Genomic DNA, 25,360 nt, shown 5'->3' on the forward strand with positions numbered 1-25,360 from the left:
TTTAACTTTTAGGCAGCAGGCGCTGCAGGGCATAGAGGGCGTCGAGCGCTTCGCGTGGGCTGAGCGCGTCGGGGTTGATTTGGGCCAAGGCCGCTTCGATCGGGCTGGGGCCTGTGGCTTCGGCATCGGGCGGGGCGGCAAACAAGTCCACCTGCTGGCGGCTTTCAGTAGCCCCAGCCTCCAGTGCGCTGAGCGCATGGCGGGCGTGGTTGAGCACGGCCGCAGGCATGCCGGCCAACCGCGCTACTTGCACGCCATAGCTCTTGCTGGCGGGGCCGGGTTGCAGCTCGTGCAAAAACACGATGGACGCGCCGGACTCGGCGGCGCTCACATGCATGTTCACCGCCGCCGTGTGCGTGGCCGGGAATTCGGTCAGCTCGAAGTAGTGCGTGGCAAACAAGGCAAAGGCCTGCGTTTTGTTGTGCAGATGTGTGGCGATGCCGCTGGCCAGCGCCAGTCCGTCAAAAGTCGAGGTGCCACGGCCGATCTCGTCCATCAGCACCAGGCTGTGGGGTGTGGCGCTGTGCAGGATTTGCGCGGCTTCGGTCATCTCCAGCATGAAGGTCGATTGGGCGTTGGCCAGGTCGTCGGCCGCGCCGATCCGGGTGTGGATGGCGTCAATGGGGCCGAGGCGGCAGCGGCTGGCGGGCACGTGGCTGCCGATGCTGGCCAGAAGCACGATCAACGCCACTTGCCGCATGTAGGTCGATTTACCGCCCATGTTGGGGCCGGTGATGATTTGCAGGCGCTGCTTGGGGCCCAGCACCGTGTCGTTGGCGATGAAGCTGGCACCGGACAGTTCAGCCAGGCGCGCCTCGACCACCGGGTGGCGGCCTTGGCGAATTTCGATGCAGGGCTCTTTGGTGAACTCGGGTGCGCACCAATTGAGGGTGAGCGAGCGCTCGGTCAGGGCGCAAAGCACGTCGAGCGAGGCCATGGCTTGCGCCAAAGCGGTGAGCGCGGGCACAAAAGGCTGCAGCTGGTCGAGCAGGCCTTCATAAAGCCACTTCTCGCGGGCCAAGGCGCGTTCTTGCGCCGACAGGGCTTTGTCTTCAAAGGTTTTGAGCTCGGGCGTGATGAAACGCTCGGCGTTTTTCAGGGTCTGGCGGCGGCGGTAGTCGTCTGGCACTTTGTCCAGTTGCCCTTGTGTGACTTCGATGTAGAAGCCGTGCACCTTGTTGAACTGCACGCGCAGGTTGGCAATGCCTGTGCGCTCTTTTTCGCGGGTTTCCAGGTCGAGCAAAAACGCATCGCAATTGGTCTGGATGCCTCGCAACTCGTCCAGTTCGGCGTCCAGGCCGTCGGCGATCACGCCGCCGTCGCGCACCAGCGCAGCGGGCTCTTCGAGCAGGGCCATTTGCAGCAGTTCGGCGCAATGGGTGGGCGGTGTGAGCCAGCGGGCCATGCCAGCCAAAAGCGTGCCTGGCTCAGGCTGAAGGGCTTGCAGTTGTGTGGACAGCGAAGCCGCACGCGCCAGCGAGTGGCGCAGGGCCACCAGTTCGCGTGGGCGCACTTGGCGCAGGGCGGTGCGGGCGGTGATGCGCTCCACGTCGCTCGCGCCTTTGAGCTGTTCACGCAGGCCGCTCCAGGCGCCAGCGCCGCTCTCGCCGCGCAACACGGCTTGGGCTTGCAGGCGGTCCACGGCGGCTTGCCGGTCACGCGGTGGGCTGAGCAACCAGCTTTTGAGCAAGCGGCTGCCCATGCCGGTCATGCAGGTGTCGAGCAGCGAAAACAGGGTGGGCGAATCTTCACCGCGCAGGGTTTGCGTCAGCTCCAGATTGCGGCGGGTGCTGGCGGGCAGGTCAATGAGTGCGTCCGAGCGTTGCACTTGCACGCGTTGCACGTGGGGCAGGCTGCGGCCCTGGGTGTGTTCGGCATAGGTGAGCAAAGCAGCGGCAGCGGCGTGTGCGTCGGCCAGCGCATCGGCGCTCCAAGCCGCAAGCGATGCGGCTTGCAGTTGTTCGAGCAGCTTGCGTTGGCCCAAGCCTGCGTCAAACTGAAAGTCGGGCCGCAGGGCCAGCGCCCAGCTGCCGCGCCCGGTGGTTTTGAGGCTGCGCAGTTTTTGTTCAAAGGTGGGCGTCATGCCCGCGCTGGCCAGCAGCTCGCTGGGGCTGATGCGGTCGACCCAGTCGGCCAGCTCGTCTTGAGCGCATTCAGCCAGGTGCACCACACCTTGCGTGACGCTCAGCCATGCCAGGCCGCAACGGTTTTTGGGGGCCTGGTGCACGGCCAACAAGATGGCTTCGCTCTTGTCGGGCAGCAGCTCGGTGTCGGTGAGCGTGCCGGGGGTGACCACGCGCACCACTTTGCGCTCCACCGGGCCTTTGGCCGTGGCCACGTCGCCCACCTGTTCACACAGAGCGACCGATTCCCCCAGCTTGATCAGCCGGGCCAGATACGTCTCAACCGAATGGAAGGGCACGCCCGCCATGACCACCGGCTGCCCGGCCGACTGGCCACGGCGCGTCAAGGTGATGTCGAGCAGGCTGGCGGCTTTTTCGGCGTCGGCAAAGAACAACTCGTAAAAGTCGCCCATGCGGTAGAACACCAGCGTGTCAGGGAACTCCGCCTTGATGCCCAGGTACTGGGCCATCATGGGGGTGTGGGCACTCAGGTCGAGCGCTGACATGGCTTAAAACGGGGCGTCTTTGGGTTCAGCGCCGTCAGCAGCGTCGGGCGCGACCTCGGCGTCAGATGCATCGCTGTCTGAGGCGCGTTCGCGGCTCAGGGTTTCGACGGCGGTGCGCACAGCCGCTTTGTCGCCAGCACTGGCAAATTTGCTGTACTTGCCCAAGATGGTGACCAGCTGGCCGTAAATGCGCGGCGCACCGGCCAGGCATTCTTTTTGTTCCAGGAAGTCGGATTCGCCGGTGAAGTTACCAATCAGGCCACCGGCTTCAGTGACCAGCAGCGAGCCTGCGGCGACGTCCCAGGACGAGAGGCCTGTTTCAAAGAAACCGTCGGTGAAACCAGCGGCCACATAGGCCAGGTCCAGCGCAGCGGAACCTGGGCGGCGCAGGCCTGCGGTGCGTTGCATCACGTCGCCCATCATGCGCAGGTATTGGTTGAAGTTGTCGCCCTTGCGGAAAGGGAAGCCTGTGGAAATGATGCATTCCTGCAAACGGATGCGCTTGCTCACGCGCAGGCGGCGGTCGTTCATGAACGCGCCACGGCCTTTGGTGGCGGTGAACAGGTCGTTGCGGGTGGGGTCGTAAATCACGGCTTGCTCGATCTTGCCGCGCACTTGCAGGGCAATGCTCACGCAATAAACAGGGAAGCCGTGGATGAAGTTGGTCGTGCCGTCCAGGGGGTCGATGATCCAGATGTGGTCAGCGAGCGGGTTGCCATGCTGGCTACCGGACTCTTCGGCCAAGATGCCGTGGTCAGGGTAAGCGGTCAGCAGGGTGTCGATGATGACTTTTTCACTCGCATGGTCGATCTCGGTGACGAAGTCGTTGACTTGTTTTTGCGAGATGCGAACCGCTTCAACGTCGAGCGCGGCGCGGTTGATGATGGCGCCAGCGGCGCGCGCAGCCTTGATGGCCACGTTGAGCATGGGGTGGAGATTGGACGACATAAATTGTGTGAAGAACTGGACTGGCCCACGCACGATCGCGGCGGCGAAGGGGGCATTTTCTCATGAAAAGTGGGTGTATTCGTCATTTTGGCGTCATGAACCGGATCTGCATGTCGTCTGCGTGCCATTTCAGCATGGACAATCGGGGCATGAAAACGCGATTCATCTTGATAGAGACCAGCCACGCTGGCAATGTGGGCGCAGCGGCCCGGGCCATGAAGGTCATGGGTTTTGACGAGTTGGTGCTGGTCAAGCCGCGCTGGCCCAATGTGCTGCGCAAGGAAGAAACCATCCAGCGCGCCAGCGGTGCCAACGATGTGCTGGACAAGGCCCGCGTGGTGGAGACGCTGGACGAGGCCCTGGACGGCGTGACCCACCTGTGTGCCACGGCCATGACGCCGCGTGACTTTGGGCCGCCGACCCGGTCGCCCCGCGAGCACTTTGCGCAGTTGACCCAGCCAGGCGCACCCGAGCAGAGTGTGGCGTTCTTGTTTGGCTCCGAGCGCTTTGGCATGAAAAACGAAGACGTTTACCGCTGCCATGTGGCGCTGTCGATTCCGACGAATCCAAAGTTCGGTTCGCTCAACCTGGGCTCGGCCATCCAAGTGATTGCCTACGATTGGCGAGAGGCGCTGGGGGGCTTTCCGGTGCAGGATGCGATTGCACCTGTCGACAAGGCCGATGCCCAGCAGGTGGCGGGCATGCTCACGCACTGGGAGCAGGCGCTGAGCGACATCGGTTTCTTGGACCCGGCCGCGCCCAAAAAGCTGATGCCGCGCTTGAACCAGTTGTTCAACCGGGCTGATTTGAGCCCGGAGGAAATCCACATTTTGCGCGGGGTGGCCAAGGCCATGATCCAGACCGCCAGCGGCAAGCGATAGACTCAGCGCCTATGTTTTCTCGTCTTCGCTCCGACATCCAATGCATCCTTGACCGGGACCCCGCTGCCCGCACCGCTTGGGAGGTGTTGACGTGCTACCCAGGCCTGCATGCCCTGGTGTTGCACCGCCGCGCGCACTGGTGCTGGAACCATGGCTTCAAGTGGCTGGGGCGCTTTATTTCGCACATTTCGCGTGGCTTGACCGGCATCGAAATCCATCCTGGCGCCAAGATTGGCGAGCGCGTGTTTTTTGACCATGCCATGGGCGTGGTGGTGGGCGAAACGGCTGAAATTGGCGACGGCTGCACGATTTACCAAGGCGTGACCTTGGGCGGCACATCGCTCTACAAAGGTGCCAAGCGCCATCCCACGCTGGGCAAAGACGTGGTGGTGAGCGCCGGGGCCAAGGTGCTGGGCGGCTTCGAGGTCGGCGATGGCGCCAAGATCGGCAGCAACGCGGTGGTCATCAAGCCGGTGCCCGCTGGGGCCACAGCGGTGGGTATTCCGGCGCGCATCATCCCGTCCAAAGCGGGCGAGAGCGCCGATGTGTCTGGCACCGAGCGCAAGTTCAACGCCTATGGCATCACGCAAGACGACGATCCTGTGAGTCAGGCGCTGCGTGGCCTGATCGACAACGCCGCCGGGCAAGAACACCAGATCGCCATGATCTGGAAGGCGCTGGCGCAATTGTGTGCACAGCAGCAGGTGCAAATGCCCGGCGATGCGGCCACCAGCGAAACCTTCGAGGCCGACAAGCTCAATCAGTTGCTCGACAAGTGATGCCCGCCTGAACAAGTGCTGCCCACCTGAATTGCTCTTGTGGGCGGCTACCCTCGCGGCCTCATGCTCTGAGTTGTTCCTGTGGGAGGCCGCCCCTGCGGCCGAATGCCGAATGGGCTGCGTCGCTTGCAGCAGGTTTTTCAGCTGAAAAACCCTTCGCGAGCAGGGGCTCGCTCCTGCAAAATCCAGCCTGCTTGATGGCCGCCAGCTTTTCTGAACAGGCGTGGCTTACTGTGAAGCCAGCAATGCCGCTGCCGCCGAAGCCATCAGTTCCTTTCGGCGCTCGTGCAGGCTGCGCCAGCGTTGCTGGGCTTCGGGGTCCTGGCCGGTGCTGGCTTGGGCCAGGGCTTCGGTTTCGAGCTGTTTGAGGCGGTCAATGAGCAGCATGTTGAGCAATCGGCGCAGCTCTTGCCTAGCTTCTTGTGGGTCGGGTGGGGTGGCGTCTTCGTTCCCGGCCGTGACCCCCAGATTGTCTTGGGCCATCCAGCGCACGGCATCTTCGGCAAAGGCCTGGCTTTGCATCTCGGTTTGCAAGGCCGTCCAGCCCAGAGCCCCTTGCTCATGGAACACAGATTCGAGCCAGGCAAACAAAGGCCCGTGCGGTGCGGGCAGGGCGCAGAGCATGGCGTGGTCTTCTCCGGCCAGCGTTTCCCACAGCGCCATATTGCCCAGCAGCAGGCGCGCCGCATGGTCGGCCCGGCTGGCGGGTACGGTGCGCGGGCCGGTGTAAACGGGGGCTTGGTCGCGCTTGTAGCGGCTGTTGCCGAACTTGCTGTTGGGTGTCCAGTTGGGGTTTTTTCGGGGCCAGTTGTTGCCCGAGAACTTGCCGCCTGCGTTGCTGTATGCACCGCCATAAGCGGGTGCGCCCGATCCGCTGCCATAGCTGCTGTCGCTCGCCCAAGCAGGTGGCTCGCCGTAGTGCGGCTCAAACGCGTGGTGCTCGTCACCGCCAGCATGGGTGGCTTGTTGGAGGGCCGCGTTGGCGGTCTGCATGGATGGGGCCGCGGCGGGCGCGTTGCTGCGGGGCGCAAAGCGTTGGTCGCTGGCGGCTTGCTGACCCCACAGTTTTTCGAGACCTGCAGTCTCCAGCTGGATCAGTTGCGCCAGCTCCGACAGCAGTTGTTGCTTGAGCGCGCCGTCGGGCAGCAGTTGCCACAAAGGCCTTGCCTGACTGGACAGGCGGGCGCGGCCTTCGGCGGTTTGCAGGTCGCAGTCGGCACTGGCCGCTTCGATCAAAAAACGTGACAGCGGCATGGCTTGTTTGATCTGCTCGGCAAAAGCGTCCTGGCCAAACTCGCGCACATAGCTGTCGGGGTCGTGCTCGGCGGGCAAAAACAAAAACTTGATGCTGCGCACATCGGTGGCATAGGGCAGGGCACCGTCGAGCGCTTTGCGGGCAGCGCGGCGGCCTGCGCCGTCGCCGTCAAAGCTGAACACCACCGCATCGGTGAAGCGAAACAGCTTTTGCACATGGTCGGGCGTGCAGGCCGTGCCCAGTGTGGCCACGGCGTTGGCAAAGCCCAGCTGGGCCAGCGCCACCACGTCCATGTAGCCTTCGGTCACCAGCACATAGCCTGCGCTGTGCAGGGCTTCGCGGGCTTCGTACAGGCCATACAGCTCGCGGCCTTTGTGAAACACCGGGGTTTCAGGTGAGTTGAGGTATTTTGGGGTGCCGCTGCCAATCACCCGTCCGCCAAAGCCGATGCACTCGCCTTTGATGTTGCGGATCGGGAACATGATCCGATCGCGAAAACGGTCGTAGCGTTTGTCGTCTTCTTCGTTGACGATGACCAGGCCCGACTCGGCCAGCAGCGGGTCGTCGTATTTGGGGAACACGCTGGCCAGCGAGCGCCAGCCTTCGGGCGCATAGCCCAGGCCAAAGCGCTTGGCGATCTGGCCCGACAGGCCCCGACCCTTGAGGTATTCGACCGCGCGGGGCGTGATGCGCAGTTGTTCACGGTAGGCCTGACCGGCTTTTTCGAGCACATCGCTCAGGCTGTCTTGCTTGGCTTTTTGAGCGGCGGCTTTGGCGCGGTCTTCGGGAGATTGCTGTTCTTCGGGCACCTGCATGCCGGTTTGCTGGGCCAGGTCTTTCACCGCTTCGATGAAGGTCATGCCCGCGTGCTCCATCAGGAAACCGATGGCGTTGCCGTTTTTTCCGCAGCCAAAGCAGTGGAAAAACTGCTTGGTGGGGCTGACGCTGAAGCTGGGAGACTTTTCGCCGTGGAAGGGGCACAGGCCCATGAAGTTGGCGCCGCCTTTCTTGAGCTGCACGTATTTGCCCACAATGTCGACCACGTCGACGCGGGACAGCAACTCCTGGATGAAAGACTGGGGGATGGCCATAAGGAGCTTATTTTCGCCGATTGGGCTTCGTCTTTGGATGCATCTGTGAACTGGATTTCAGGATACGGTCAGGCAAATGGCATCCAATGAAGCCATAACCCGTTTCAGGAGTCCTTATGACCTCAATTTACGACCAGGATTTGCCCCAGACCCCCGCCAACCATGCCCCGATGTCGCCGCTGTCGTTCATCGAGCGCACGGCCGAGGTCTATCCCAAGCGCCTGGCCATCGTGCACGGTGATTTGCGTCAGGACTGGGCCACCACTTACCGCCGCAGCCGCCAGTTGGCCAGTGCCCTGAGCCAGGCGGGCATTGGCAAGAACGACACCGTGGCGGTCATGCTGCCCAACACGCCCCCGATGGTCGAGGCGCACTTTGGCATCCCCATGGCAGGTGCGGTGCTCAATGCGCTGAACACCCGGTTGGACCCGGAAACCATCGCTTTCATGCTCGACCACGGCGAGGCCAAGGCCGTGATCGTGGACCCGGAATTTTCGGGCACCCTGAAGAAGGCGCTGGCGCTGCGCCAGGCTCAAACGCCCTTGCTGGTGGTGGATGTGGAGGATGCGCTCTATACCGGGCCAAGTGAAAAGATCGGCTCGCTCACCTACGAAGCCTTGGTGGCCAGCGGCGATGCCGCTTTTGCCTGGAGCCTGCCCGCTGACGAGTGGGATGCGATTGCCCTGAACTACACCAGCGGCACCACCGGCAACCCCAAGGGCGTGGTCTACCACCACCGGGGCGCGGCCACCAACGCGATCTCGAACATTCTGGAATGGGACATGCCCAAGCACGCGGCCTACCTTTGGACGCTGCCGATGTTCCACTGCAACGGCTGGTGCTTCCCGTGGACGCTGGCGGCGCGTGCGGGCGTGAACGTGTGCCTGCGTCGGGTCGAGGCGCAGGCGATTTTTGACGCCATCCGCCAGCATGGGGTCACGCATTACTGCGGTGCACCCATCGTGCACGGCTTGCTGGTCAACGCCCCGGCGGCGATGAAGGTGGGGGTACCCGCAGGCGTCAAGGCCATGGTGGCAGGCGCTGCGCCGCCTGCATCGATGATCGAAGGCATGGAAGAAATGGGTTTTGATTTGACCCATGTGTATGGCCTGACCGAGGTCTATGGTCCGGCCACGGTCTGCGCCAAAAACGATGACTGGAATGCGCTGGACATCGGTGAGCGCGCCCGCCTGAATGCCCGCCAGGGCGTGCGCTACCACCTGGAGCGCGATGTGCGCGTGCTCAACCCCGAAACCATGCAGCCCGTGCCGCAAGATGGCGAAACCATGGGCGAGATCATGTTCAAGGGCAACATCGCCATGAAGGGTTACCTGAAGAACCCCAAGGCCACGCAGGAAGCTTTTGCAGGCGGATGGTTCCACAGCGGTGATCTGGCGGTGCAATACCCCGACGGTTACATCAAGATCAAGGACCGCAGCAAAGACATCATCATTTCGGGCGGCGAGAACATCTCGTCCATCGAGGTGGAAGACGTGCTGTACCGCCACCCCGATGTGCTGGCCGCAGCCGTGGTGGCCAAGCCCGATGCCCGCTGGGGCGAAACGCCGTGTGCTTTTGTGGAGCTCAAAGCCGGTGCACAAACCACGCCCGAGCAGATCGTGGCGCACTGCAAGCTGCATCTGGCGGGCTTCAAGGTGCCGCGCGCGGTGGTGTTTGGTGAGTTGCCCAAGACCAGCACCGGCAAGATTCAAAAGTTTGAGCTGCGCAAGTTGGCAGGCTCCGCTCAGGCGATTGATGTTTGATGGCGGGTTTGGCATTGCGCTGAATGTGTCACCCCAAAACAAAGGCCACCCGAAGGTGGCCTTTGTTTTTTAAAGCCTGAATTTCTCAGGCCAGAAAAGACGAGCTTTAGTCGATTACTTGGCTTTGCTTTTCTTCGATTTCTTGCTTTTTTTGCTGGCTTTGTGGGCTGCTTTTTTCTTGGCTGGGGCTTCGGCTTTAGGGGCCGCTGCTGGCGCGGGGGCTACGGCCGGGGTGGCTGTCACGGCGGGGGCCGCAGCAGGTGCTGGCGCTGGTGCCGCAGTTTGTGCCATGGCGGCAGCAGCCAGCAAGCTGCTCAGAACGGTGGTGATGGACTTGATCATGCTAAGCCTTTTGGAAATCTGGTGAAAGTAAAAAACACCACCGTATTATGAGAGTGCGTCGATGCCTTTTGGGGAGGCGATGTTGATTTTTTTACGCGATGTCAAATGCATGCGTACCAAAGCGCCCTGCGCGTCGGTCGGCAAAGTAGTGCTCCAAGGTTTCCTTGACCGTTCTGAATGCCAACTCATCCCAAGGAATCTCTTCCTCCTTGAACAGTCGCGCTTCCATGGTTTCATGGCCGGGGTCAAACACGTCGCTGGTGAGCCGGGCCAGGTAATACAAGTGCACCTGACCTACCCGAGGGACACTCATCACGGTGAACAGGTCTTCCATGATGAATTGGGCACCCGCTTCCTCCGTGGTTTCCCGTGCAGCACCTTCCGACGTGGATTCACCCAGTTCCATGAAGCCTGCGGGCAAGGTCCATTTGCCTTTGCGGGGTTCGATGTTGCGTTTGCACAGCAAGACTTGATCGCCCCAGCAGGGCACTGTGCCCACCACGTTGAGCGGATTTTCGTAATGGACGGTGTTGCAAACCGTGCAAATGGCCCGTTCGCGGGTGTCGCCATCGTCCGGCAGGCGACGGGCGACCAGTGCGCCGCATTGTCGGCAGTGTCGAATGGTGCGGTCAAACATCATGAAGGGAGCTCAAAGTGAGGAATAAACAGACAAGGCGTCAACGCTGTAAGTCTAACCAGTCCGCCATAAAAAAGCCTCCAAGGTCATGAACCATGGAGGCTGTTTCGGGTCATGCACCTGATCAGGTCAGGTACTGGATCAGGAAAAGTGAAATGCCGGGGAAGAACAGCAGCAGCAGGGTGCGGATGGTGTCGCTGATCAGGAAAGGCATGATGCCTTTGTAGCTTTCGCTCAGCGGCACGTCTTTGGCCATGCCGTTGACCACATACACGTTCAGACCCACCGGCGGTGCCAGCATGCCAAAGCCCACGGTCATCAGCACCATGATGCCGAACCAGATGGCGGTGTGCTCGGGTGTCATGCCGAAGTCGAGCTTCATGATGATCGGGAAAAAGATGGGGATGGTCAGCAGCAGCATGGACAGCTCGTCCATCACTGCACCCAGCACCACATACAGCAGCAAGATGCCAGCCACCACCATCAACGGTGCGAGGTTCATGGCGACCACCATTTCGGCCAACTGGCCAGGCACCTGGGTGCGAGCCAGTGCCGCATTCATCACGTCGGCACCCATGAAGATCATGAAAATCATGGCCGAGCTCATGGCGGTTGCATGGAAGCATTCAAGGAACTTGTCCCAAGTCAGCTCCCGCTTGAGTAAAGCCGCCACAAAGGTGGATGCTGCACCCACGGCTGCGCCCTCTGTGGGCGTGAAGAAACCGGCATAGATGCCACCGAACACGATGATGAAGATGGTGGCAATCGGCAAGATGCCCTTGAGCGATTCGAACGTCAGCTTTTCGCGTTCTTCCTGATCAGGGGCTTGGCCAGGCACGACGCGCACGTAAATGGCGATGGCAATCATGTAGCCCACCATGGCAATGATGCCGGGCATCATGGCCGCTGCAAACAGTTTGGCGATGTTCTGCTCGGTCAAGATGGCGTAGATCACCAGCGGCACCGATGGGGGGATCAGGATGCCCAAAGTGCCCCCTGCGGCCAGCGTGCCGGTCGCCAGTCGGCCTGAGTAGCCGTGGCGTTTCATTTCAGGCAAAGCCACGCCAGTGATGGTGGCTGCTGTGGCCACAGAAGAGCCGCAAATGGCACCAAACGCGCCACAAGCCAGGACAGCGCCCATCGCCAGACCGCCTTTGAAGCGGCCCATGACCGCTGCCGCAAACTGGAACAGCGCCTTGCTGATGCCGCCTTGCGTGGCAAAGTGGCCCATCAAGATGAACAGCGGAATCACCGACAGGTCATAGTTGGCCAAGCGGGCAAAAGCGAGGTTGTTCAGGAAGTTCAAAAAGGGCTGTACACCCGTCTGAAGGATGAAGCCAGCGGCACCCGCCAAGAACATGGCACCCGCGATCGGTACGCGAACCACCATGAGAAACAGCATGATGCCAAAAATCAGCAAAGCCAAAGTGATCGGGGTCATGACGATGCCTTGTCGTTGTTTTCAAATTTGGAGAGCGCTTGCATGGCCGCAATGAATGCGGTGATGCCAAACGGGATGCTCATGCTGGTGAACACGATCCAGTCGGGGAAGCCCAGCAGCATGGATGCGCCCATGGTTTCCTTGGCGTTGATGGCCGCCGCACCGCAGCGCCATGACAACAAAAAGAAAATCACGGTCATGAACAGGTCGCCCAGTCGGTCGAGCTTGAAGTTCGTGGCCTCAGTGCACTTCGCCGTGAAGAAGTCGACGATGATGTTTTCGCGCTTGAATTGGCAAATGGGCATGAACAAGGCGATGGCCGCACCTGCGCCCACGCCTGTCAGCTCAAAGTCGCCGATCAATGCGGAGTCAAAAAAATTGCGGCCAATCAGGCTGTAGCAAGTCATCAGCATCAGGCCGGTCATGACCAGCCCGCCCAATATGCTGCAGAGCCGGGCAATCCGCTCCAGTGAGTTTGAAAACATCATGGTGTTTGACAGGTATAAATAAAAACGAAATCGGAAAGCCGATCGGTGTAGCGCTCAGGCCGCTTGAATGCCCTGTACTTATAAAAAAACCTGAGCAGACCGCAGAGGCTGCTCAGGTTGTCTTTGCCACGGATTTACTTCGTGTATTGCTTGATCAGATCGGTGGCTGTTTGCAGCATGCCTTTGCCGTCAAAGCCTTTGCTGGTCATTTCAGCCACCCAAGCATCGTCCAGTGCATCGGTCGCTTTTTTCCACTTCTCGAGCTCTGGCTTGGGGATGATGCTGATCTTCTGGTTGGCCGAAGCTTCAAACACTTTCTTGCCAGGAACGTCTGCACCGGCTTGGGTCTTGCCCAAGAAGGCGGACAGTTCGCGGCCCGAGTTTTTGTCGATCACGGCTTTCAAATCTGCTGGCAGCGAGTCGTACTTGGCCTTGTTCATCGGCACGACAAACACGGTGGTGTACAGCGCGTTGTAGCTGCGGTCGGTTTCGGCGGTGAAGTTGGTCAGTTCGTTGACCTTTAGGCCCGGGGCCACTTCGTAAGGAATCACCGCGCCGTCGATCACGCCTTTGGACAGGGCTTCGGGCACTTGTGGCACCGGCATGGCCACTGGGGTTGCACCCATCATGGCGACCATTTTGTTGACTTGGCGGGTTGGGGCGCGCACTTTCATGCCTTTGAGGTCCGCCATGGTGTGGACAGCTTTGCTCTTGGTGTAAATGTTGCCTGGGCCGTGCACGTGGATGGCCAGCATCTTGACGTCTTTGAAGTCGTCCTGAGCATACTTTTGCGCGTAGTCCCAAGCAGCGCGGCTGGTGGCTTCGGCATTGGTCATCATGAAGGGCAGCTCAAACACTTCCAGTTTGGCCAGCTTGGGGGTGTAGGCCTGCAGGGTCCAAGCCACATCGATCACGCCATCGCGGGCCTGTTCATACAACTGGACAGGTGTGCCGCCCAATTGCATGGCCGGGAAGATGTCGCACTTCAGGCGGTCTTTGGAGTCGCGCGCGATGTTCTTGCACCAGTCACCCATCATGGTGGTGTGCTGAACCGATTGGGGGCCGAGGAAGTGGTGAACCTTCAGGGTCACGGTTTGGGCGTGTACGCCAAAACCCACAGCCAGCAATCCAACGGCCAGAGCGGTTTGTTTCAAGAGTTTTTTCACAGGATTGTCTCCTTTGCGTTTGTCAAAAGGGGGTATTAGCCAACCGACCGGTTGGTTAATTGGCTAAAACATGAATTATGTTGCAAGATTTCTGAGTTCAAATAAGGGTAAACGAGTGCTTTTAATTTTTGGTGCACTTTCGTTCATCATTTGACCGTGACTTGAAGGCTGCCCAAGCCGGTCACTTGGCCCGCCAGGACATCTCCTGCGACCACTGCCGCCACGCCTTCGGGGGTGCCTGTATAAATCAGATCGCCCGGTTGCAGTTCCCAAGCTGCAGACAGGTGCTCGATGGTTTCGGCCACATTCCAAATCAGCTTGGCCACGTTGCTGCGCTGGCGGTCAGCGCCGTTGACCTGCAGGCTGATCTCGGCGTTGTTTACATCACCGGCTTGGGCCATGGGGGTGATGGGGCCAATCGGTGCGGAATGGTCAAAGGCTTTGCCAATGCACCATGGGCGGCCTTGCTTTTTCATTTCGTTTTGCAGGTCGCGGCGCGTCATGTCCAGGCCCACGGCGTAGCCATAAATGTGCTTGGCCGCATCGGCGGCCAATATGTTGCGTCCGCCTTTGCCAATGGCCACCACCAGTTCGATCTCGTGGTGCAGGTTCTGTGTCAGGCTGGGGTAGGGCATTTGTCCGGTTTGGCCTGCTTCCACAACGACCAGGCTGTCGGTGGGTTTGAGAAAAAAGAAAGGCGGCTCACGACCTGTGAAGCCCATTTCTTTAGCATGTTCTTCGTAATTACGGCCCACGCAATAAATACGGTGCACCGGAAAGCGTTCGGGCTGGCCCAGGACCGGCACTGAAACGGTGGGCGTTGGGGGAAATACAAAACTCATGAAGCACTTTCAAAGTAGAAGATGGAAGAGGGGCTAAAAATTTTGCTAAGCGCGCTTACTATAGAAGCCTGAGTCGGGACAACGACTGGTACTAACCCTGCATTTGATGGAGCAACGCGGCAATGACCCCCAACTTTGATTTGAACGCAGCGCCAGGGCATTTGATCAGGCGTGCGCACCAAATCTCCGTGGCCATATTCAATGCGCACTTGGCCGCAGCCGATGTCACGCCGGTGCAATTTGCCTTTTTGAACGCGCTGCTCGACAGCCCGGGCATTGACCAGATCACGCTGGCCAAACGGGTCGCGTTTGATCCCGCGACTTCGGGCTCTGTGATTGGCCGTTTGGAGAGCAAGGGCTGGGTGGCGCGTCGTGCCGACGAGACCGACCGACGCCGCAAGTTGCTTGTGTTGACCCCCACGGGTTTGGAGGCGCTGGCAGGCATGCAGGCCGATGTGGTGCGGGTTCAGGCCGACATTCTGTCTCCACTCGCACCGCACGAGCAAGCGCAGTTCATGCACTTGCTCAGGCAGTTTGTGGCGGGTCACGAGGCGCCTTGAACCCGTTGGGATGCTGGGGCCCGTGTGTTCACTCGGACTTGGATGTCAACTCAAAGTGTTCGACGTGGGGCGGTGCAGCGAAGAACGGGCCCACAATGGCGCGCCATTCCGTGAAGAGTGGTGATTCGCGAAACCCCACGGTGTGGTCCTCCAGGGTGTCCCAGAAGATTTGCAAAACGTAGCGTTCGGGGTTTTCAATGCCTCTGTTGACTTTGCCGCCTTGAAAGCCCTTGGCTTTGCAAGCCACGGTGTTCAGCCCCAGTTCAATGGCTTTTTCAAATGCAGCTTGCTGTCCAGGGTGGATGCGGATGTCGGCGAGTTCGAGGATCATGGTGTGGTTCAGATCAAAGTGAATTGACCCTCAACCTTAACCCATCTCGTTGCCTCAAGCGCAGGCTCGGGCCCTATCGTTTATACCGTGGTGGCCCGGCTTGGCAAGGGCCGAGAGGCGTGCCAGACCAGGGCTGCAAACAGCACCGACACCAGTGCCAGCGCGGATGTGCTGGTGATCCAGAAGGTGTCCACGCTGGCGCGCATGGACAAACCCGCCCAATCCAAGCCTTGGTAAGCCAGGCGATAACCGCCGTACAGGCCCACACCCCAGAGCAAGGCCGTGTAGACCACCAAAGGAAGTATGGTGATTCGGTAGCAACGCAGCAGGTAGGCGCAAACCGCTTGCACCGCATCGGCCAGGTGGTACAGCGCCACCCAAGCCAGCCACACGGTGGCCGCTTGCACCACATCGGGGTCGGTGCTGAATGCATGGGCCAGTGTTTCGCGGCCCATGAACAAGAGCGCAGCCCCCAGCAAGGCGGCGCCAATGGCCAGACCGATGCCCAAACCCGCAGCCCGACGTGCTTTGTGGGCTTGCCCGGCGCCGAGCCAATAGCCTGTGCGTGCGCTGCTGGCAATGCCCAAAGCCAGCGGGACCATGTAGAGCACGGCGGCCAGACTGGCCGCAATCTGATGGCTGGCCAATGCCACCGCGCCCAGCCGTGCAATGAACAAAGCCATCAAAGTGAATGAAGTGACTTCCACCATGATGGACAAGCCTGCTGGTACTCCCAACGCCAAAAAGCGCCGGATCACGGGCCAGTCCGGTTTTTCAGGACGTCGCCACAAACGATAGGCTTGGTAAATGTCTTGTGTGCGCAAAAGCCACAGGCCCGACAGCATCATGAGCGTATTGACCGCCAGCGTTGCCCAAGCGCAGCCCACAACGCCCATGCCCGAAAAACCCGCACCACCAAAAGTCAAAACAAAAGACAAAGGCACCTTGACCAGCAAGGCACCCGCTTGCAGCCAGGTCACCAAGCGCGGGTGACCCAGACTTTGGTTCAGGGTGCTGTACATGCGAAACAGCAGCGAAGGCACCAAAGCCAACGCCAGGATGCGCAAATAGGCCCGCACATCGGGCCAGAGATCCGCGGGCACTTCGGTGGCGGACAGCCAAAGATCTGGGAACCACAGACCGCTGATGCCGATGACCGCAGCACCTGCCGCAATGTAGAGCGCTTGCCTCACTGAGCGTCCGACTTCTGCTTGGCGGCCACCCCCGTGGAGCTCGGCCCAAACGGGCAGCAAAGCTTGCAGCAGCCCGTTCAAGGCCACATAAATGCTGATGTAAATGGACGAGGCCAGCGATAAAACCGCCAGCGCTTGAGGGCTGTACCTGCCTGCGATCAAGGTGTCGGCAATGCCAAATGACATCACGGCCAACTGCCCCACCAAGACGGTGCCGGCATGGCGAGCGATGGTGCGCAGTTCGGACATGGCTCAGTTCAACGGCTTCTCTGAAAGCGTGTTCAGGGGTGTCGCCGGACGGTAAACGAGCAGGGTTTCGTCTTTGTCGGTGGGGCGCTTGATGGCGGCCTCTTCAACCCAACCGATCGATTCGATTTTTGCTGACAACAAGGAGCGGTTGGTTTTGTCGATGATGAGCCAGGGGCAGTCGGACTGCGGTGCTTGCATGGGCATCAACCGGGCATGAGCGTGGTACCTGAGCGCTGTACCTTGGGCTTTGCTGATGCCAGCATATTGCAGGCAACTGGTCGGGCCAGTGATTCGGGTGACTTTTTCGACCAAGGGCGCGTAGCTTCGGGCGTAGTTGAGCAACGGTAACCACAGGCTGGTCAACAGCAGCCAACAAAGAACAGCACCGCCTGCGGGGAGCACCAGGCTCTTCCAGATGGCTGCGCGGTGGTAGCCCGTGCGCCATTTCACCAGTGCGCCCCAAGCGATGGTGGCGACCAGTGCCAGAACAAACGCGCCGACTGAAAATTCGGGTGCAAACTCGGGGGCCAGGCGCGCCACATTTCGGGCCGGTGTCGCTGGGCTACCCGTTTGCATGGCCAACCAGACGATCCAGATCACCAAGGCACAAATGCTGAAAAACAGCAAAGTGAACCAGTCGATCAAGGCCCCTAGGCTGCGTTTGAGTGTGGGCAAAGCCAAGGCTGCCAAAGTGGCAATGGCTGGCAATGATGTCAAAAGTGCACGGTCAGTCAGTCCCGTGAACCAGGTCGCGCCGACCGTCACGGCTGCAAACCACAGTGGCAAACCCAGGTGGGGGTAACGCCAGACTTGTGACAATTGCCCGCGCCAGCGCCACAGAGACCACAGTGCCAAAGGCCAGGCGGGCCATGTGAACCAGGCGATCAGTTTGGCCAAAATATGCAAGTCGACCATTCTGTGGGGCACCACGCGCCAACGCCACAAATCCAGTGCACCTGCCGTGGTGACGCACAGCAGGCATACCAGCGCCAGAAGCCCCAAGTCGAGCATGCTCAAACGGCGTTGTGTTGGGGTCGGTTGCGCTGCAGCGCAGATGACTGAGCCACCGATGCCCAGCCACAAAGCCAAAGTAGGGGCACCCGACAGGGTCAGGCCCAGCATGCCTGTGGTGATGGCCAGGGCACTTTGCAGGCGATGGCGAGTCAATGTGGACAGGCCAAAAAACAACAAGGCAGCGAAGCACAACTGGCTGAGTGCCGGGGTGGTTTCGTGTGAGAGTTGAGCCAAGCCCAGACAGGCCAGCAGCGCCAGCAAACCGCCGTCGGCCATGGCGCGTGCGTAGTCCGCAGGCTTGGCCTCGCCACCAAATGCAAATGCCACGGGTTGCGCAGCAGGGTGTCGGGTCAGTGCATAGACCGCGTACCAGGTCGCCGCCAGCGTGGTCATCAGCATGGCGATGAAAGGCAAACGGGCAAACGTGTCTTCGAAGCCAGAGGGGGCCAGTCGAATGAAAGCGGCACCCAACCAATAAGGCAGCAAGGCCAGGTTGCTGTCTGGGCTGCCTAGCAGCGTGGGCTTGAGCCAGCTGACGGCCTCACCCATGCCCGGTTTGGCCAGCTGCAACATGTAGCCGAAGGCTTCAATGTCTTGCGCTTTCCAAAGGGTTCGGCCCCAAAAACCGGGCAACACATAGGCAGCGCACAACAAAAGCAGTGCCAGACGAGGAAGTCTGCGCACGGCACTTTGTGCAACGATGGCGGGGGTAGGGTGGTTCACAGGTTCAGAAGATATCAGTTCCGGGGCGCCAGGGCGCAGGCGTTTGCAGCGGAGGCCGCTCCATGCAAAAAGGGCAGGCCGGTTGCCCGGGCTGCCCTTTTGGGGGACACCAAAAATGGATTATTTGGTGACAGTGGTCTTGCCGAAACGGTTGCGGAATTTCTCCACGCGGCCGCCCATGTTGTCGACCGACTTTTGTGTGCCGGTGTAGAAGGGGTGCGACTCGCTGGTCGTGTCCAGCTTGTACAGAGGCAACTCGCGACCATCTTCCATGGTGATCATTTCTTTGGTGTTAGCGCATGAGCGGGTCACGAACTTGAAACCATTGGACATGTCTTGGAAGCAAATTTCACGGTAGTTGGGGTGAATGCCGTCTTTCATGGGGAAATCCTTTTATTTTCGCTACGGTAGCCACACTTCAGCCTATCTGAGTGCACTTTCCGCAAAACCTGTCGATTATAGGGCATCAGCCGCCGCGTCGCATCATGTCGAAGAACTCGGAGTTGTTCTTGGTGGCTTTCATGCTCTTCAAGACCATCTCCATGGCTTCGATTTCGTCCATGTTGTACATGAATTGACGCAGGATGCGGGTTTTTTGCAGCACTTCGGGCTGAAGCAGCAACTCTTCGCGGCGTGTGCCGCTGCGGTTGAGGTTGATGGCCGGGAACACGCGCTTTTCGTACAAGCGGCGCTCCAGGTGAATTTCGCAGTTGCCGGTGCCCTTGAATTCTTCAAAGATCACTTCGTCCATGCGGCTGCCGGTGTCGACCAGGGCTGTGGCGATGATGGTCAAGCTGCCGCCTTCTTCCACATTGCGGGCCGCACCAAAGAAGCGCTTGGGGCGCTGCAGAGCATTGGCATCCACACCGCCTGACAACACTTTGCCCGACGAAGGCACCACGTTGTTGTAGGCGCGGGCCAGTCGGGTGATCGAGTCCAGCAAAATCACCACGTCTTTTTTCAACTCGACCAGGCGCTTGGCGCGCTCGATCACCATCTCGGCCACGTGCACGTGACGCGAAGCGGGTTCGTCAAAAGTGGACGAGATCACTTCGCCGCGCACGCTGCGCTGCATTTCGGTCACTTCTTCCGGGCGCTCGTCGACCAGCAGCACCATCAGGTGCACATCGGGGTAGTTGGCGGTGATGGCGTGCGCGATCTGCTGCATCATCACGGTCTTGCCCGACTTGGGCTGCGCCACGATCAGGGCGCGCTGGCCACGACCGAGCGGGGCAATGATGTCGATCACACGGGCGGTGATGTTTTCCTCGCCCTTGATGTCACGCTCCAGACGCATCTGCTCTTTGGGGAACAGCGGCGTCAAGTTCTCGAACATGACCTTGTGTTTGTTGTTTTCGGGCAGGTCGTCGTTGACCTTGTCGAGTTTGGTCAGTGCAAAGTAGCGCTCGCCGTCTTTGGGGATGCGCACTTCGCCTTCGATCATGTCGCCGGTGTGCAGGTTGAAGCGGCGCACCTGGCTGGGGCTGATGTAGATGTCGTCGGTGCTGGCCGTGTAGCTGGAATCTGGGCTGCGCAAAAAGCCGAAGCCGTCGGGCAGGATTTCCAACACACCGTCGGCAAAGACCTGTTCGCCCGCTTTGGCGCGCTTTTTGATGATGGCAAACATCAGCTCCTGTTTGCGCATGCGGCCTGTGTTCTCGATTTCGAGCGCATCGGCTTGCTTCAGGAGTTCGGACACATGAAGTGCCTTGAGTTCATTCAAATGCATGGATTTGGCCTGTGGCGAATCGGTCCGTCGGGGACCGTTTTCAGATAAGCGGGTGGAAATGTTCAGAACCGGTTGCCGCCCGGGGTTGGGGGCTGGTGCTTCCGGCAGTCAAGGCGCTGGTCCCTGTTCGGGCTGCCTTGCGGAAATTATGACAGGTTTTGAAATGGGCCAGAAAACAAAAAACCGGGTCATCGCTGCCCGGTTCTGGTGGAGTGGCCTGAGCAGCTCAGGCCAAAGCCGACATCAAGCCAATTGCTGGTCGATGAAAGCCGTCAGTTGTGACTTGCTCATGGCGCCCACTTTGGTCGCAGCCAGTTGTCCATCCTTGAAGATCATCAGGGTAGGGATGCCACGGATGCCGAACTTGGCGGGGATGTCGCGGTTGTCGTCCACGTTCATTTTGGTGATCTGCAACTTGCCTTCGTAAGTGCCAGCCACTTCATCCAGGATGGGCGCAATCATTTTGCAAGGACCGCACCATTCGGCCCAGAAGTCGACCACCACCGGTTGGCTCGACTGGAGCACGTCGGCTTCGAAGGTGGCGTCGGTAATGTGTTTGATCAGATCGCTGGCCATGGCCTTTTCCTTGTGAACATTGAAGATGCAGCTAAAGTTGCGACTATTTTGACAGAATCCCACCGCTCTCGCCTGTCGCGTCTGCGCTGCCGCACTATAAATTCATGACTTTCACCGCACCAACTTCAGTTCTTTCCGATTCTTCTGGCCTCGATGTCGAGGTGGCCATTGTGGGTGGCGGACCCGCTGGGCTGATGGCTGCAGAGGTGCTGTCGCAGGCGGGTGTTGCCGTTCATCTGTTCGATGCCATGCCTTCTGTGGGGCGTAAATTTTTGTTGGCAGGCAAGGGTGGCTTGAATCTCACACATGCCGAGGCACCCGATGTGTTCCGGTCTCGTTATGGCGAACGGCAAACCCAAGTGGCTCAATGGCTTGATCAGATGGATGCTCAAACCGTTCGAGATTGGGCTAAGGGTTTGGGAGTTGATACTTTCGTCGGCACATCGGGGCGCGTTTTCCCCCAAGAAATGAAAGCAGCCCCCTTGCTCAGGGCCTGGCTGCACCGTTTGCGGCACCCCGCCTCCGGCGTGCCGGTGCAGTTTCACATGCGTCACCGCTGGCAAGGCTGGGCAGGGGAGCATCTGGTTTTTCATCGCAGTGGTCAAGATGCAGCGGTCCGCGTTCGTGCGCGGTTCACCTTGTTGGCTTTGGGCGGGGCCAGTTGGCCCCGTCTGGGTTCTGATGGTGCATGGGCCTCTTTGTTGGCCGATCAGGGGGTGAGCATTGCGCCGCTCAAACCTGCCAATTGCGGATTCGACGTTTTGGGGCGAGAGGGGCAAGGGTGGACCGAGCACTTTCGCAGCCGTTATGCGGGGCATCCGCTCAAATCGGTTGCGCTGAAGCTCGGTGCCGTTGCCGGCGTCCAAGCGGAGTCCGCTGGCGAAGCGCGGTTTGACCGCAAAGGCGAGTTTGTCATCACCGATACGGGAGTGGAAGGCAGCCTGATTTATGCCGCGTCGGCCTGGTTGCGAGATGATTTGGCCCACGGGTCGGCCTGTTTGACGCTGGATTTGTTGCCTGACAAATCAATTGAACAGGTGCGCTCAGAAGTGCGTTGGCCACGCGGCAGTCGGAGTTTGTCCAGCCATTTGAAAAGCCGTTTGGGTGTGGATGGCGTCAAGATGGGGCTTCTGCACGAACTTTGCTCGCCCGAAACCCTGGCCAATCCAGACGCCTTGGCGGCCAGTTTGAAGCACTTGTCTGTGCCGCTCAAAAGCCCCAGACCCGTGGACGAGGCGATCAGCACGGCTGGTGGCGTCGCTTTGGAGGGTTTAAGCCCTGATTTGATGCTGACCAAGCGCCCCGGCGTCTATTGTGCGGGTGAGATGCTGGACTGGGAGGCCCCGACGGGCGGGTATCTGTTGACCGCTTGTTTGGCCAGTGGCTGGCGTGCTGGCCAAGGTATTTTGACAAATTTGTAACATTTTTATACAAATGGTGTATTCCTATGGGCCCTGTGCTGCGTTGTTGTCATGTGAATAACTTCATCCATAACGAGGTCGACATGACTCCAGAAGCTTCCCAGGAATACCAGCGCGCCGTTGAAGAGGCGGCCAACGCCTTCATGAAAGTGATGGCTTTGCGTGGTTTCAACGTGCGTGACTACCCGCAAAATTTTGTGGCCCAGATGACCGCTCAAACACGGCTGGCCTTCGAGACCAATCGTGCTGGGGCGCACAAAAACGCCGATGCGCTGGTGTCTGAGTTGCTGCGTGCAGCGCCAACGGCACCTCAGTTGGTGAGCTCCACCAAAGTCAAACCTTTGCCTTTCCCTTCGCTGCGCCGTCGCATGGCCTGAGGGGCGCAGGGCGGGTAAGCCAGTCTTGCCACGGTCTGGATGGCCTTCATTCAGACCGTGTGTTTGCTAATGAATCAATTAGTAAGCCGTTCAGATGCTTGAATGGGCAAAATAAACATTGATCCAGTGCCTACTCATGGGGCCGATGCCGTGATCCCATGACGTTCCGGACCTGCGGTCTGAATCAGGGCAGATCCACTTTCAATACGATGGGACTGTGCAGGCGGGGTGCTTGGGTTACCCAAGCGATCGCCTGAGTTGGCGATATTTCATGACTGCGTGGGTTGTCAGTCATTGAAACAGATGAATAAGTTGACGAGCCTTGACCCCGGCACTGACTCCACAGTTAGGGCTGCTTGGTTCCCCACCTGACCCGGTTGGCCGCTTCACCATGCGGGAAGGCCCGTCAAGGTGAATTGTAGGCGAGCTTGATGGCGCTTTTCGGCCATGCGCTGTTTTTTCCTGTTTCTTCCAAGGTCAAGCAGCGAGTTGGATTGATTCGATGCGACTGGCCCAAACAAGCCGCAAACAGTGCTCTTCAGCCCGATAGAATCAGGCCCATGTCTTACCTTGTCCTCGCGCGCAAATACCGCCCCCGCAATTTCACCGAGATGGTGGGGCAGGAGCACGTGGTTCAGGCCCTGACCAATGCCCTGGTGCAGCAGCGACTGCACCATGCTTATTTGTTCACGGGCACCCGGGGGGTGGGCAAAACCACCGTTTCCAGGATTTTGGCCAAGTCGCTCAATTGCCAGGGCGCTGACGGGCAAGGCGGCATCACCGCCGAACCGTGCGGCGTTTGCCAGGCTTGCCGCGACATCGATGCCGGTCGCTTTGTGGACTACACCGAGTTGGACGCCGCATCGAACCGGGGCGTGGACGAGGTGCAAAGTCTGCTGGAGCAGGCGGTTTACAAACCGGTGCAGGGGCGCTTCAAGGTCTTCATGATCGACGAGGTGCACATGCTGACCAACACCGCGTTCAACGCGATGTTGAAGACCCTGGAAGAACCCCCTGAGTATTTGAAGTTCGTGCTGGCCACGACCGACCCGCAAAAAGTGCCCGTCACGGTGCTCTCGCGTTGCCTGCAGTTCAACCTGCGGCCCATGGCCCCCGAGACGGTGTTTGAACACCTGACCCAGGTGCTGGCCGCCGAGCAGCTGAGTGCCGAACCCTTGGCCTTGCGTTTGCTGGCCCGCGCTGCACGCGGCTCGATGCGCGATGCCCTGAGCTTGACCGACCAGGCGATTGCCTTTGGCAATGGCTTGGTGCAAGAGGCCGGTGTGCGTCAGATGCTGGGCAGTGTGGACCGCAGCCATGTGCTGCACATGATCCGAGCTTTGACCGAGGGCGACGGTGCCGCCGTGGTGAACCAAGTCAACGCCCTGCGTCTGCAAGGCGTGTCGGCCGCGGCCACCTTGGAAGACATGGCGATGCTGCTGCAGCGCATGGCCGTGATGCAGATGGTGCCCAGCATGGCCCAAGACGGCGAAGACCCGGACACCCAAGGCCTGGCCGCGCTGGCCCAGGCCATGCCTGCCGAAGAAACCCAGTTGCTTTACAGCTTGTGCCTGCATGGGCGCACTGAGTTGGGTCTGGCCCCGGATGAATACGCGGCCCTGACCATGGTGTTGCTGCGCCTGCTGGCCTTCAAGCCTCAAGCGGGGTTGGCTGAAAAAAAAAGCCCGCGAATCAGCCCTGAGCCACTGACTCAAGCCGCTGGCCTCACGGTTGCAGCCGACACCCAAGCGCCGCCTGCTGCAGCGACGCCACCTGCAGACCCGCTGCCTCAACGCCATCCCGCACCCGCGCAGCCTGCTGCAGCCACCGTGGCCCCCCCTGAGGCGCCAAAGCCAATGGTTGCTGTGCCTGTTCGCGAATCAGCGCCTGCTGTTCCTGCTGCACCTGCTGCTGCACCTGCTGCAGCCGTGCAGGTACCCATGCCGTCTGAGCCGCCGCCTTGGGAGGATTGGCCCGATACGACCGACTATGCCGATCAAGAACAGCAAGCTTTGGTGACATTGGCCCCGGCATCTCAAACACTGCCCCCAGAATCGCAGACACCCGCACTGCGCTCTTTGCCCGTGCGCGAGGCTTCCGAGCCATCAGCGCGGGTCGATGTGCTGAAGCCACCGAGCAGCACACCTTTGCAAACAACGCCCGAAGGCGATGTCTGGCTGGAGGTGGTGCAAGGCTTGATGGCGCAAGAGGCGATCACCGCCTTGGTGCGAGAGTTGGCTTTGCAGTCCCAATTGGTGGCCCGCGATGGCGAGCAATGGCAATTGCGCGTGGAGCGGGAAACCCTCAACCACCCCGCCAGCCGTGAGCGTCTGCAAGCCGCCTTGTTGGCCGCGGGCCAGGGTGCCGTGAAATTGCAAATCGAGATTGGATCGGTCAACGACAGCCCCGCCAAGCGTCTGGCTGTCCTGGCTGCCGCCAAAATGGAGGCCGCGCAGGACTTGATTCAAAACGACCCGCTGGTGCGGGCCATGGTGCGCGACTTTGGCGCCAGAATCGTGCCCGGCAGCATCCAGCTCATTTGATTTTTAGCTTCTATTTCATCCCCATTCAAAGGAACCCCCATGTTCAACAAAGGACAACTCGCTGGCTTGATGAAACAAGCCCAGGCCATGCAGGACAACCTCAAAAAAGCCCAGGACGAACTGGCTTTTGTCGAGGTCGAAGGCCAATCCGGCTCCGGCATGGTCAAGGTGTTGATGACCTGCAAGCACAGCGTGCGACGCGTCACCATCGACCCCAGCTTGCTGGTGGCCGATGACAAAGACATGCTCGAAGATCTGGTGGCCGCGGCATTCAACGATGCGGTCCGCCAAGCCGAAGAAGTTTCGCAACAAAAAATGGGCAAACTGACCGCCGGTCTGCCGCCTGGCATGAAGTTGCCTTTCTGATCGACTGACCTATTCC

23 protein-coding genes and 1 other RNA gene are annotated in these 25,360 nt (G+C 59.9%); 8 read left to right on the forward strand and 16 right to left on the reverse strand.

The genetic code is table 11. The features are described 5' to 3' along the window. Nucleotide 1 precedes the first annotated feature (1 nt). Nucleotides 2-2,629 carry a DNA mismatch repair protein MutS gene (gene mutS, locus B9Z33_RS08055; RefSeq protein ID WP_108286503.1) on the reverse strand — a complete coding sequence of 876 codons (2,628 nt, stop codon included), beginning with the start codon at nt 2,627-2,629 and terminating at the stop codon, nt 2-4. 3 nt (nt 2,630-2,632) lie between these two features. Then, nucleotides 2,633-3,577 carry an inositol monophosphatase family protein gene (locus B9Z33_RS08060; RefSeq protein WP_108286504.1) on the reverse strand — a complete coding sequence of 315 codons (945 nt, stop codon included), beginning with the start codon at nt 3,575-3,577 and terminating at the stop codon, nt 2,633-2,635. Between the two features lie 149 nt (nt 3,578-3,726). Between B9Z33_RS08060 and B9Z33_RS08065 the strand changes: the two genes are divergently transcribed. Next, a complete protein-coding gene (locus B9Z33_RS08065) occupies nt 3,727-4,458 on the forward strand; it encodes an RNA methyltransferase (RefSeq protein WP_108286505.1) in 732 nt (243 codons plus the stop codon). A gap of 11 nt (nt 4,459-4,469) precedes the next feature. Next, the gene (gene cysE / locus B9Z33_RS08070; RefSeq protein WP_108286506.1) at nt 4,470-5,237 is read left to right on the forward strand and encodes a serine O-acetyltransferase; all 768 of its coding nucleotides are present in this window, start codon (nt 4,470-4,472) and stop codon (nt 5,235-5,237) included. 228 nt (nt 5,238-5,465) lie between these two features. On the opposite strand, the gene dnaG is transcribed toward cysE, so the two are convergent. Beyond that, on the reverse strand, nt 5,466-7,583 hold the full coding sequence (dnaG, locus tag B9Z33_RS08075) for a DNA primase (RefSeq protein ID WP_108286507.1): 2,118 nt from the start codon (nt 7,581-7,583) through the stop codon (nt 5,466-5,468). A 116-nt stretch (nt 7,584-7,699) separates the two neighbouring features. Between dnaG and B9Z33_RS08080 the strand changes: the two genes are divergently transcribed. Beyond that, nucleotides 7,700-9,346 (forward strand): acyl-CoA synthetase, encoded by a 1,647-nt coding sequence (locus B9Z33_RS08080; protein WP_108286508.1) that lies wholly within the window; start codon nt 7,700-7,702, stop codon nt 9,344-9,346. A gap of 114 nt (nt 9,347-9,460) precedes the next feature. Here the strand turns inward: B9Z33_RS08080 and B9Z33_RS08085 are convergent, their stop codons facing one another. The 6 genes from B9Z33_RS08085 to B9Z33_RS08110 form a co-directional block, all read right to left on the reverse strand. Continuing rightward, a complete protein-coding gene (locus tag B9Z33_RS08085; protein ID WP_108286509.1) occupies nt 9,461-9,688 on the reverse strand; it encodes a hypothetical protein in 228 nt (75 codons plus the stop codon). Between the two features lie 91 nt (nt 9,689-9,779). Beyond that, entirely contained in the window at nt 9,780-10,328 is a 549-nt protein-coding gene (locus B9Z33_RS08090) for an NUDIX hydrolase (protein ID WP_108286510.1), read from the reverse strand. 121 nt (nt 10,329-10,449) lie between these two features. Continuing rightward, on the reverse strand, nt 10,450-11,766 hold the full coding sequence (locus tag B9Z33_RS08095; RefSeq protein WP_108286511.1) for a TRAP transporter large permease: 1,317 nt from the start codon (nt 11,764-11,766) through the stop codon (nt 10,450-10,452). Further along, nucleotides 11,763-12,254 carry a TRAP transporter small permease gene (locus tag B9Z33_RS08100; RefSeq protein WP_108286512.1) on the reverse strand — a complete coding sequence of 164 codons (492 nt, stop codon included), beginning with the start codon at nt 12,252-12,254 and terminating at the stop codon, nt 11,763-11,765. The genes B9Z33_RS08095 and B9Z33_RS08100 overlap by 4 nt, the downstream gene beginning before the upstream one ends. Before the next feature lie 134 nt (nt 12,255-12,388). Then, complete coding sequence (locus tag B9Z33_RS08105) at nt 12,389-13,420, reverse strand: TRAP transporter substrate-binding protein (protein WP_108286513.1); 1,032 nt, start codon at nt 13,418-13,420, stop codon at nt 12,389-12,391. A gap of 146 nt (nt 13,421-13,566) precedes the next feature. Beyond that, nucleotides 13,567-14,262, reverse strand: a complete 696-nt coding sequence (locus B9Z33_RS08110) for a fumarylacetoacetate hydrolase family protein (RefSeq protein ID WP_108286514.1) — start codon at nt 14,260-14,262, stop codon at nt 13,567-13,569. Nucleotides 14,263-14,384: 122 nt separating this feature from the next. On the opposite strand from B9Z33_RS08110, the gene B9Z33_RS08115 reads away from it, so the two are divergent. Beyond that, on the forward strand, nt 14,385-14,822 hold the full coding sequence (locus B9Z33_RS08115; RefSeq protein ID WP_108286515.1) for a MarR family winged helix-turn-helix transcriptional regulator: 438 nt from the start codon (nt 14,385-14,387) through the stop codon (nt 14,820-14,822). Nucleotides 14,823-14,850: 28 nt separating this feature from the next. Here B9Z33_RS08115 and B9Z33_RS08120 read toward each other — a convergent pair whose 3' ends face one another. The 6 genes from B9Z33_RS08120 to trxA form a co-directional block, all read right to left on the reverse strand. After that, entirely contained in the window at nt 14,851-15,153 is a 303-nt protein-coding gene (locus B9Z33_RS08120) for an antibiotic biosynthesis monooxygenase (RefSeq protein WP_108286516.1), read from the reverse strand. An 80-nt stretch (nt 15,154-15,233) separates the two neighbouring features. Continuing rightward, nucleotides 15,234-16,595 (reverse strand): MATE family efflux transporter, encoded by a 1,362-nt coding sequence (locus B9Z33_RS08125; RefSeq protein WP_108286517.1) that lies wholly within the window; start codon nt 16,593-16,595, stop codon nt 15,234-15,236. A 3-nt stretch (nt 16,596-16,598) separates the two neighbouring features. Beyond that, complete coding sequence (locus tag B9Z33_RS08130; protein ID WP_199220313.1) at nt 16,599-18,332, reverse strand: hypothetical protein; 1,734 nt, start codon at nt 18,330-18,332, stop codon at nt 16,599-16,601. 120 nt (nt 18,333-18,452) lie between these two features. Continuing rightward, nucleotides 18,453-18,713 (reverse strand): type B 50S ribosomal protein L31, encoded by a 261-nt coding sequence (locus tag B9Z33_RS08135; protein WP_108286519.1) that lies wholly within the window; start codon nt 18,711-18,713, stop codon nt 18,453-18,455. Nucleotides 18,714-18,798: 85 nt separating this feature from the next. Next, nucleotides 18,799-20,061: a transcription termination factor Rho gene (gene rho, locus B9Z33_RS08140; RefSeq protein WP_100117604.1), complete on the reverse strand. Its 1,263-nt coding sequence runs from the start codon at nt 20,059-20,061 to the stop codon at nt 18,799-18,801. Between the two features lie 243 nt (nt 20,062-20,304). Then, nucleotides 20,305-20,637 (reverse strand): thioredoxin TrxA, encoded by a 333-nt coding sequence (trxA, locus tag B9Z33_RS08145; RefSeq protein WP_019429342.1) that lies wholly within the window; start codon nt 20,635-20,637, stop codon nt 20,305-20,307. Nucleotides 20,638-20,741: 104 nt separating this feature from the next. Between trxA and B9Z33_RS08150 the strand changes: the two genes are divergently transcribed. Continuing rightward, entirely contained in the window at nt 20,742-22,058 is a 1,317-nt protein-coding gene (locus B9Z33_RS08150) for a TIGR03862 family flavoprotein (protein ID WP_108286520.1), read from the forward strand. An 83-nt stretch (nt 22,059-22,141) separates the two neighbouring features. Then, a complete protein-coding gene (locus tag B9Z33_RS08155; protein WP_108287057.1) occupies nt 22,142-22,435 on the forward strand; it encodes a hypothetical protein in 294 nt (97 codons plus the stop codon). Between the two features lie 311 nt (nt 22,436-22,746). Here the strand turns inward: B9Z33_RS08155 and ffs are convergent. Continuing rightward, an RNA gene (ffs, locus tag B9Z33_RS08160) (signal recognition particle sRNA small type) lies at nt 22,747-22,843 on the reverse strand. Between the two features lie 152 nt (nt 22,844-22,995). Here ffs and dnaX point away from each other — a divergent pair. Together dnaX and B9Z33_RS08170 are read left to right on the forward strand one after the other, a co-directional pair. Continuing rightward, entirely contained in the window at nt 22,996-24,978 is a 1,983-nt protein-coding gene (gene dnaX, locus B9Z33_RS08165; protein ID WP_108286521.1) for a DNA polymerase III subunit gamma/tau, read from the forward strand. Between the two features lie 39 nt (nt 24,979-25,017). Beyond that, complete coding sequence (locus B9Z33_RS08170; protein WP_108286522.1) at nt 25,018-25,344, forward strand: YbaB/EbfC family nucleoid-associated protein; 327 nt, start codon at nt 25,018-25,020, stop codon at nt 25,342-25,344. Nucleotides 25,345-25,360: the final 16 nt, after the last annotated feature.

The sequence above is a fragment of the Limnohabitans sp. T6-20 genome (genome assembly GCF_003063505.1).
Classification (GTDB): Bacteria; Pseudomonadota; Gammaproteobacteria; order Burkholderiales; family Burkholderiaceae_C; genus Limnohabitans_A.

Coding starts and splice junctions, on each gene's coding strand:
- mutS (WP_108286503.1), bottom strand. CDS start 2,629: ATGTCAGCGCTCGACCTGAGTGCCCACACCCCCATGATGGCCCAGTAC.
- B9Z33_RS08060 (WP_108286504.1), bottom strand. CDS start 3,577: ATGTCGTCCAATCTCCACCCCATGCTCAACGTGGCCATCAAGGCTGCG.
- B9Z33_RS08065 (WP_108286505.1), top strand. CDS start 3,727: ATGAAAACGCGATTCATCTTGATAGAGACCAGCCACGCTGGCAATGTG.
- cysE (WP_108286506.1), top strand. CDS start 4,470: ATGTTTTCTCGTCTTCGCTCCGACATCCAATGCATCCTTGACCGGGAC.
- dnaG (WP_108286507.1), bottom strand. CDS start 7,583: ATGGCCATCCCCCAGTCTTTCATCCAGGAGTTGCTGTCCCGCGTCGAC.
- B9Z33_RS08080 (WP_108286508.1), top strand. CDS start 7,700: ATGACCTCAATTTACGACCAGGATTTGCCCCAGACCCCCGCCAACCAT.
- B9Z33_RS08085 (WP_108286509.1), bottom strand. CDS start 9,688: ATGATCAAGTCCATCACCACCGTTCTGAGCAGCTTGCTGGCTGCTGCC.
- B9Z33_RS08090 (WP_108286510.1), bottom strand. CDS start 10,328: ATGATGTTTGACCGCACCATTCGACACTGCCGACAATGCGGCGCACTG.
- B9Z33_RS08095 (WP_108286511.1), bottom strand. CDS start 11,766: ATGACCCCGATCACTTTGGCTTTGCTGATTTTTGGCATCATGCTGTTT.
- B9Z33_RS08100 (WP_108286512.1), bottom strand. CDS start 12,254: ATGATGTTTTCAAACTCACTGGAGCGGATTGCCCGGCTCTGCAGCATA.
- B9Z33_RS08110 (WP_108286514.1), bottom strand. CDS start 14,262: ATGAGTTTTGTATTTCCCCCAACGCCCACCGTTTCAGTGCCGGTCCTG.
- B9Z33_RS08115 (WP_108286515.1), top strand. CDS start 14,385: ATGACCCCCAACTTTGATTTGAACGCAGCGCCAGGGCATTTGATCAGG.
- B9Z33_RS08120 (WP_108286516.1), bottom strand. CDS start 15,153: ATGATCCTCGAACTCGCCGACATCCGCATCCACCCTGGACAGCAAGCT.
- B9Z33_RS08125 (WP_108286517.1), bottom strand. CDS start 16,595: ATGTCCGAACTGCGCACCATCGCTCGCCATGCCGGCACCGTCTTGGTG.
- B9Z33_RS08135 (WP_108286519.1), bottom strand. CDS start 18,713: ATGAAAGACGGCATTCACCCCAACTACCGTGAAATTTGCTTCCAAGAC.
- rho (WP_100117604.1), bottom strand. CDS start 20,061: ATGCATTTGAATGAACTCAAGGCACTTCATGTGTCCGAACTCCTGAAG.
- trxA (WP_019429342.1), bottom strand. CDS start 20,637: ATGGCCAGCGATCTGATCAAACACATTACCGACGCCACCTTCGAAGCC.
- B9Z33_RS08150 (WP_108286520.1), top strand. CDS start 20,742: ATGACTTTCACCGCACCAACTTCAGTTCTTTCCGATTCTTCTGGCCTC.
- B9Z33_RS08155 (WP_108287057.1), top strand. CDS start 22,142: ATGACTCCAGAAGCTTCCCAGGAATACCAGCGCGCCGTTGAAGAGGCG.
- dnaX (WP_108286521.1), top strand. CDS start 22,996: ATGTCTTACCTTGTCCTCGCGCGCAAATACCGCCCCCGCAATTTCACC.
- B9Z33_RS08170 (WP_108286522.1), top strand. CDS start 25,018: ATGTTCAACAAAGGACAACTCGCTGGCTTGATGAAACAAGCCCAGGCC.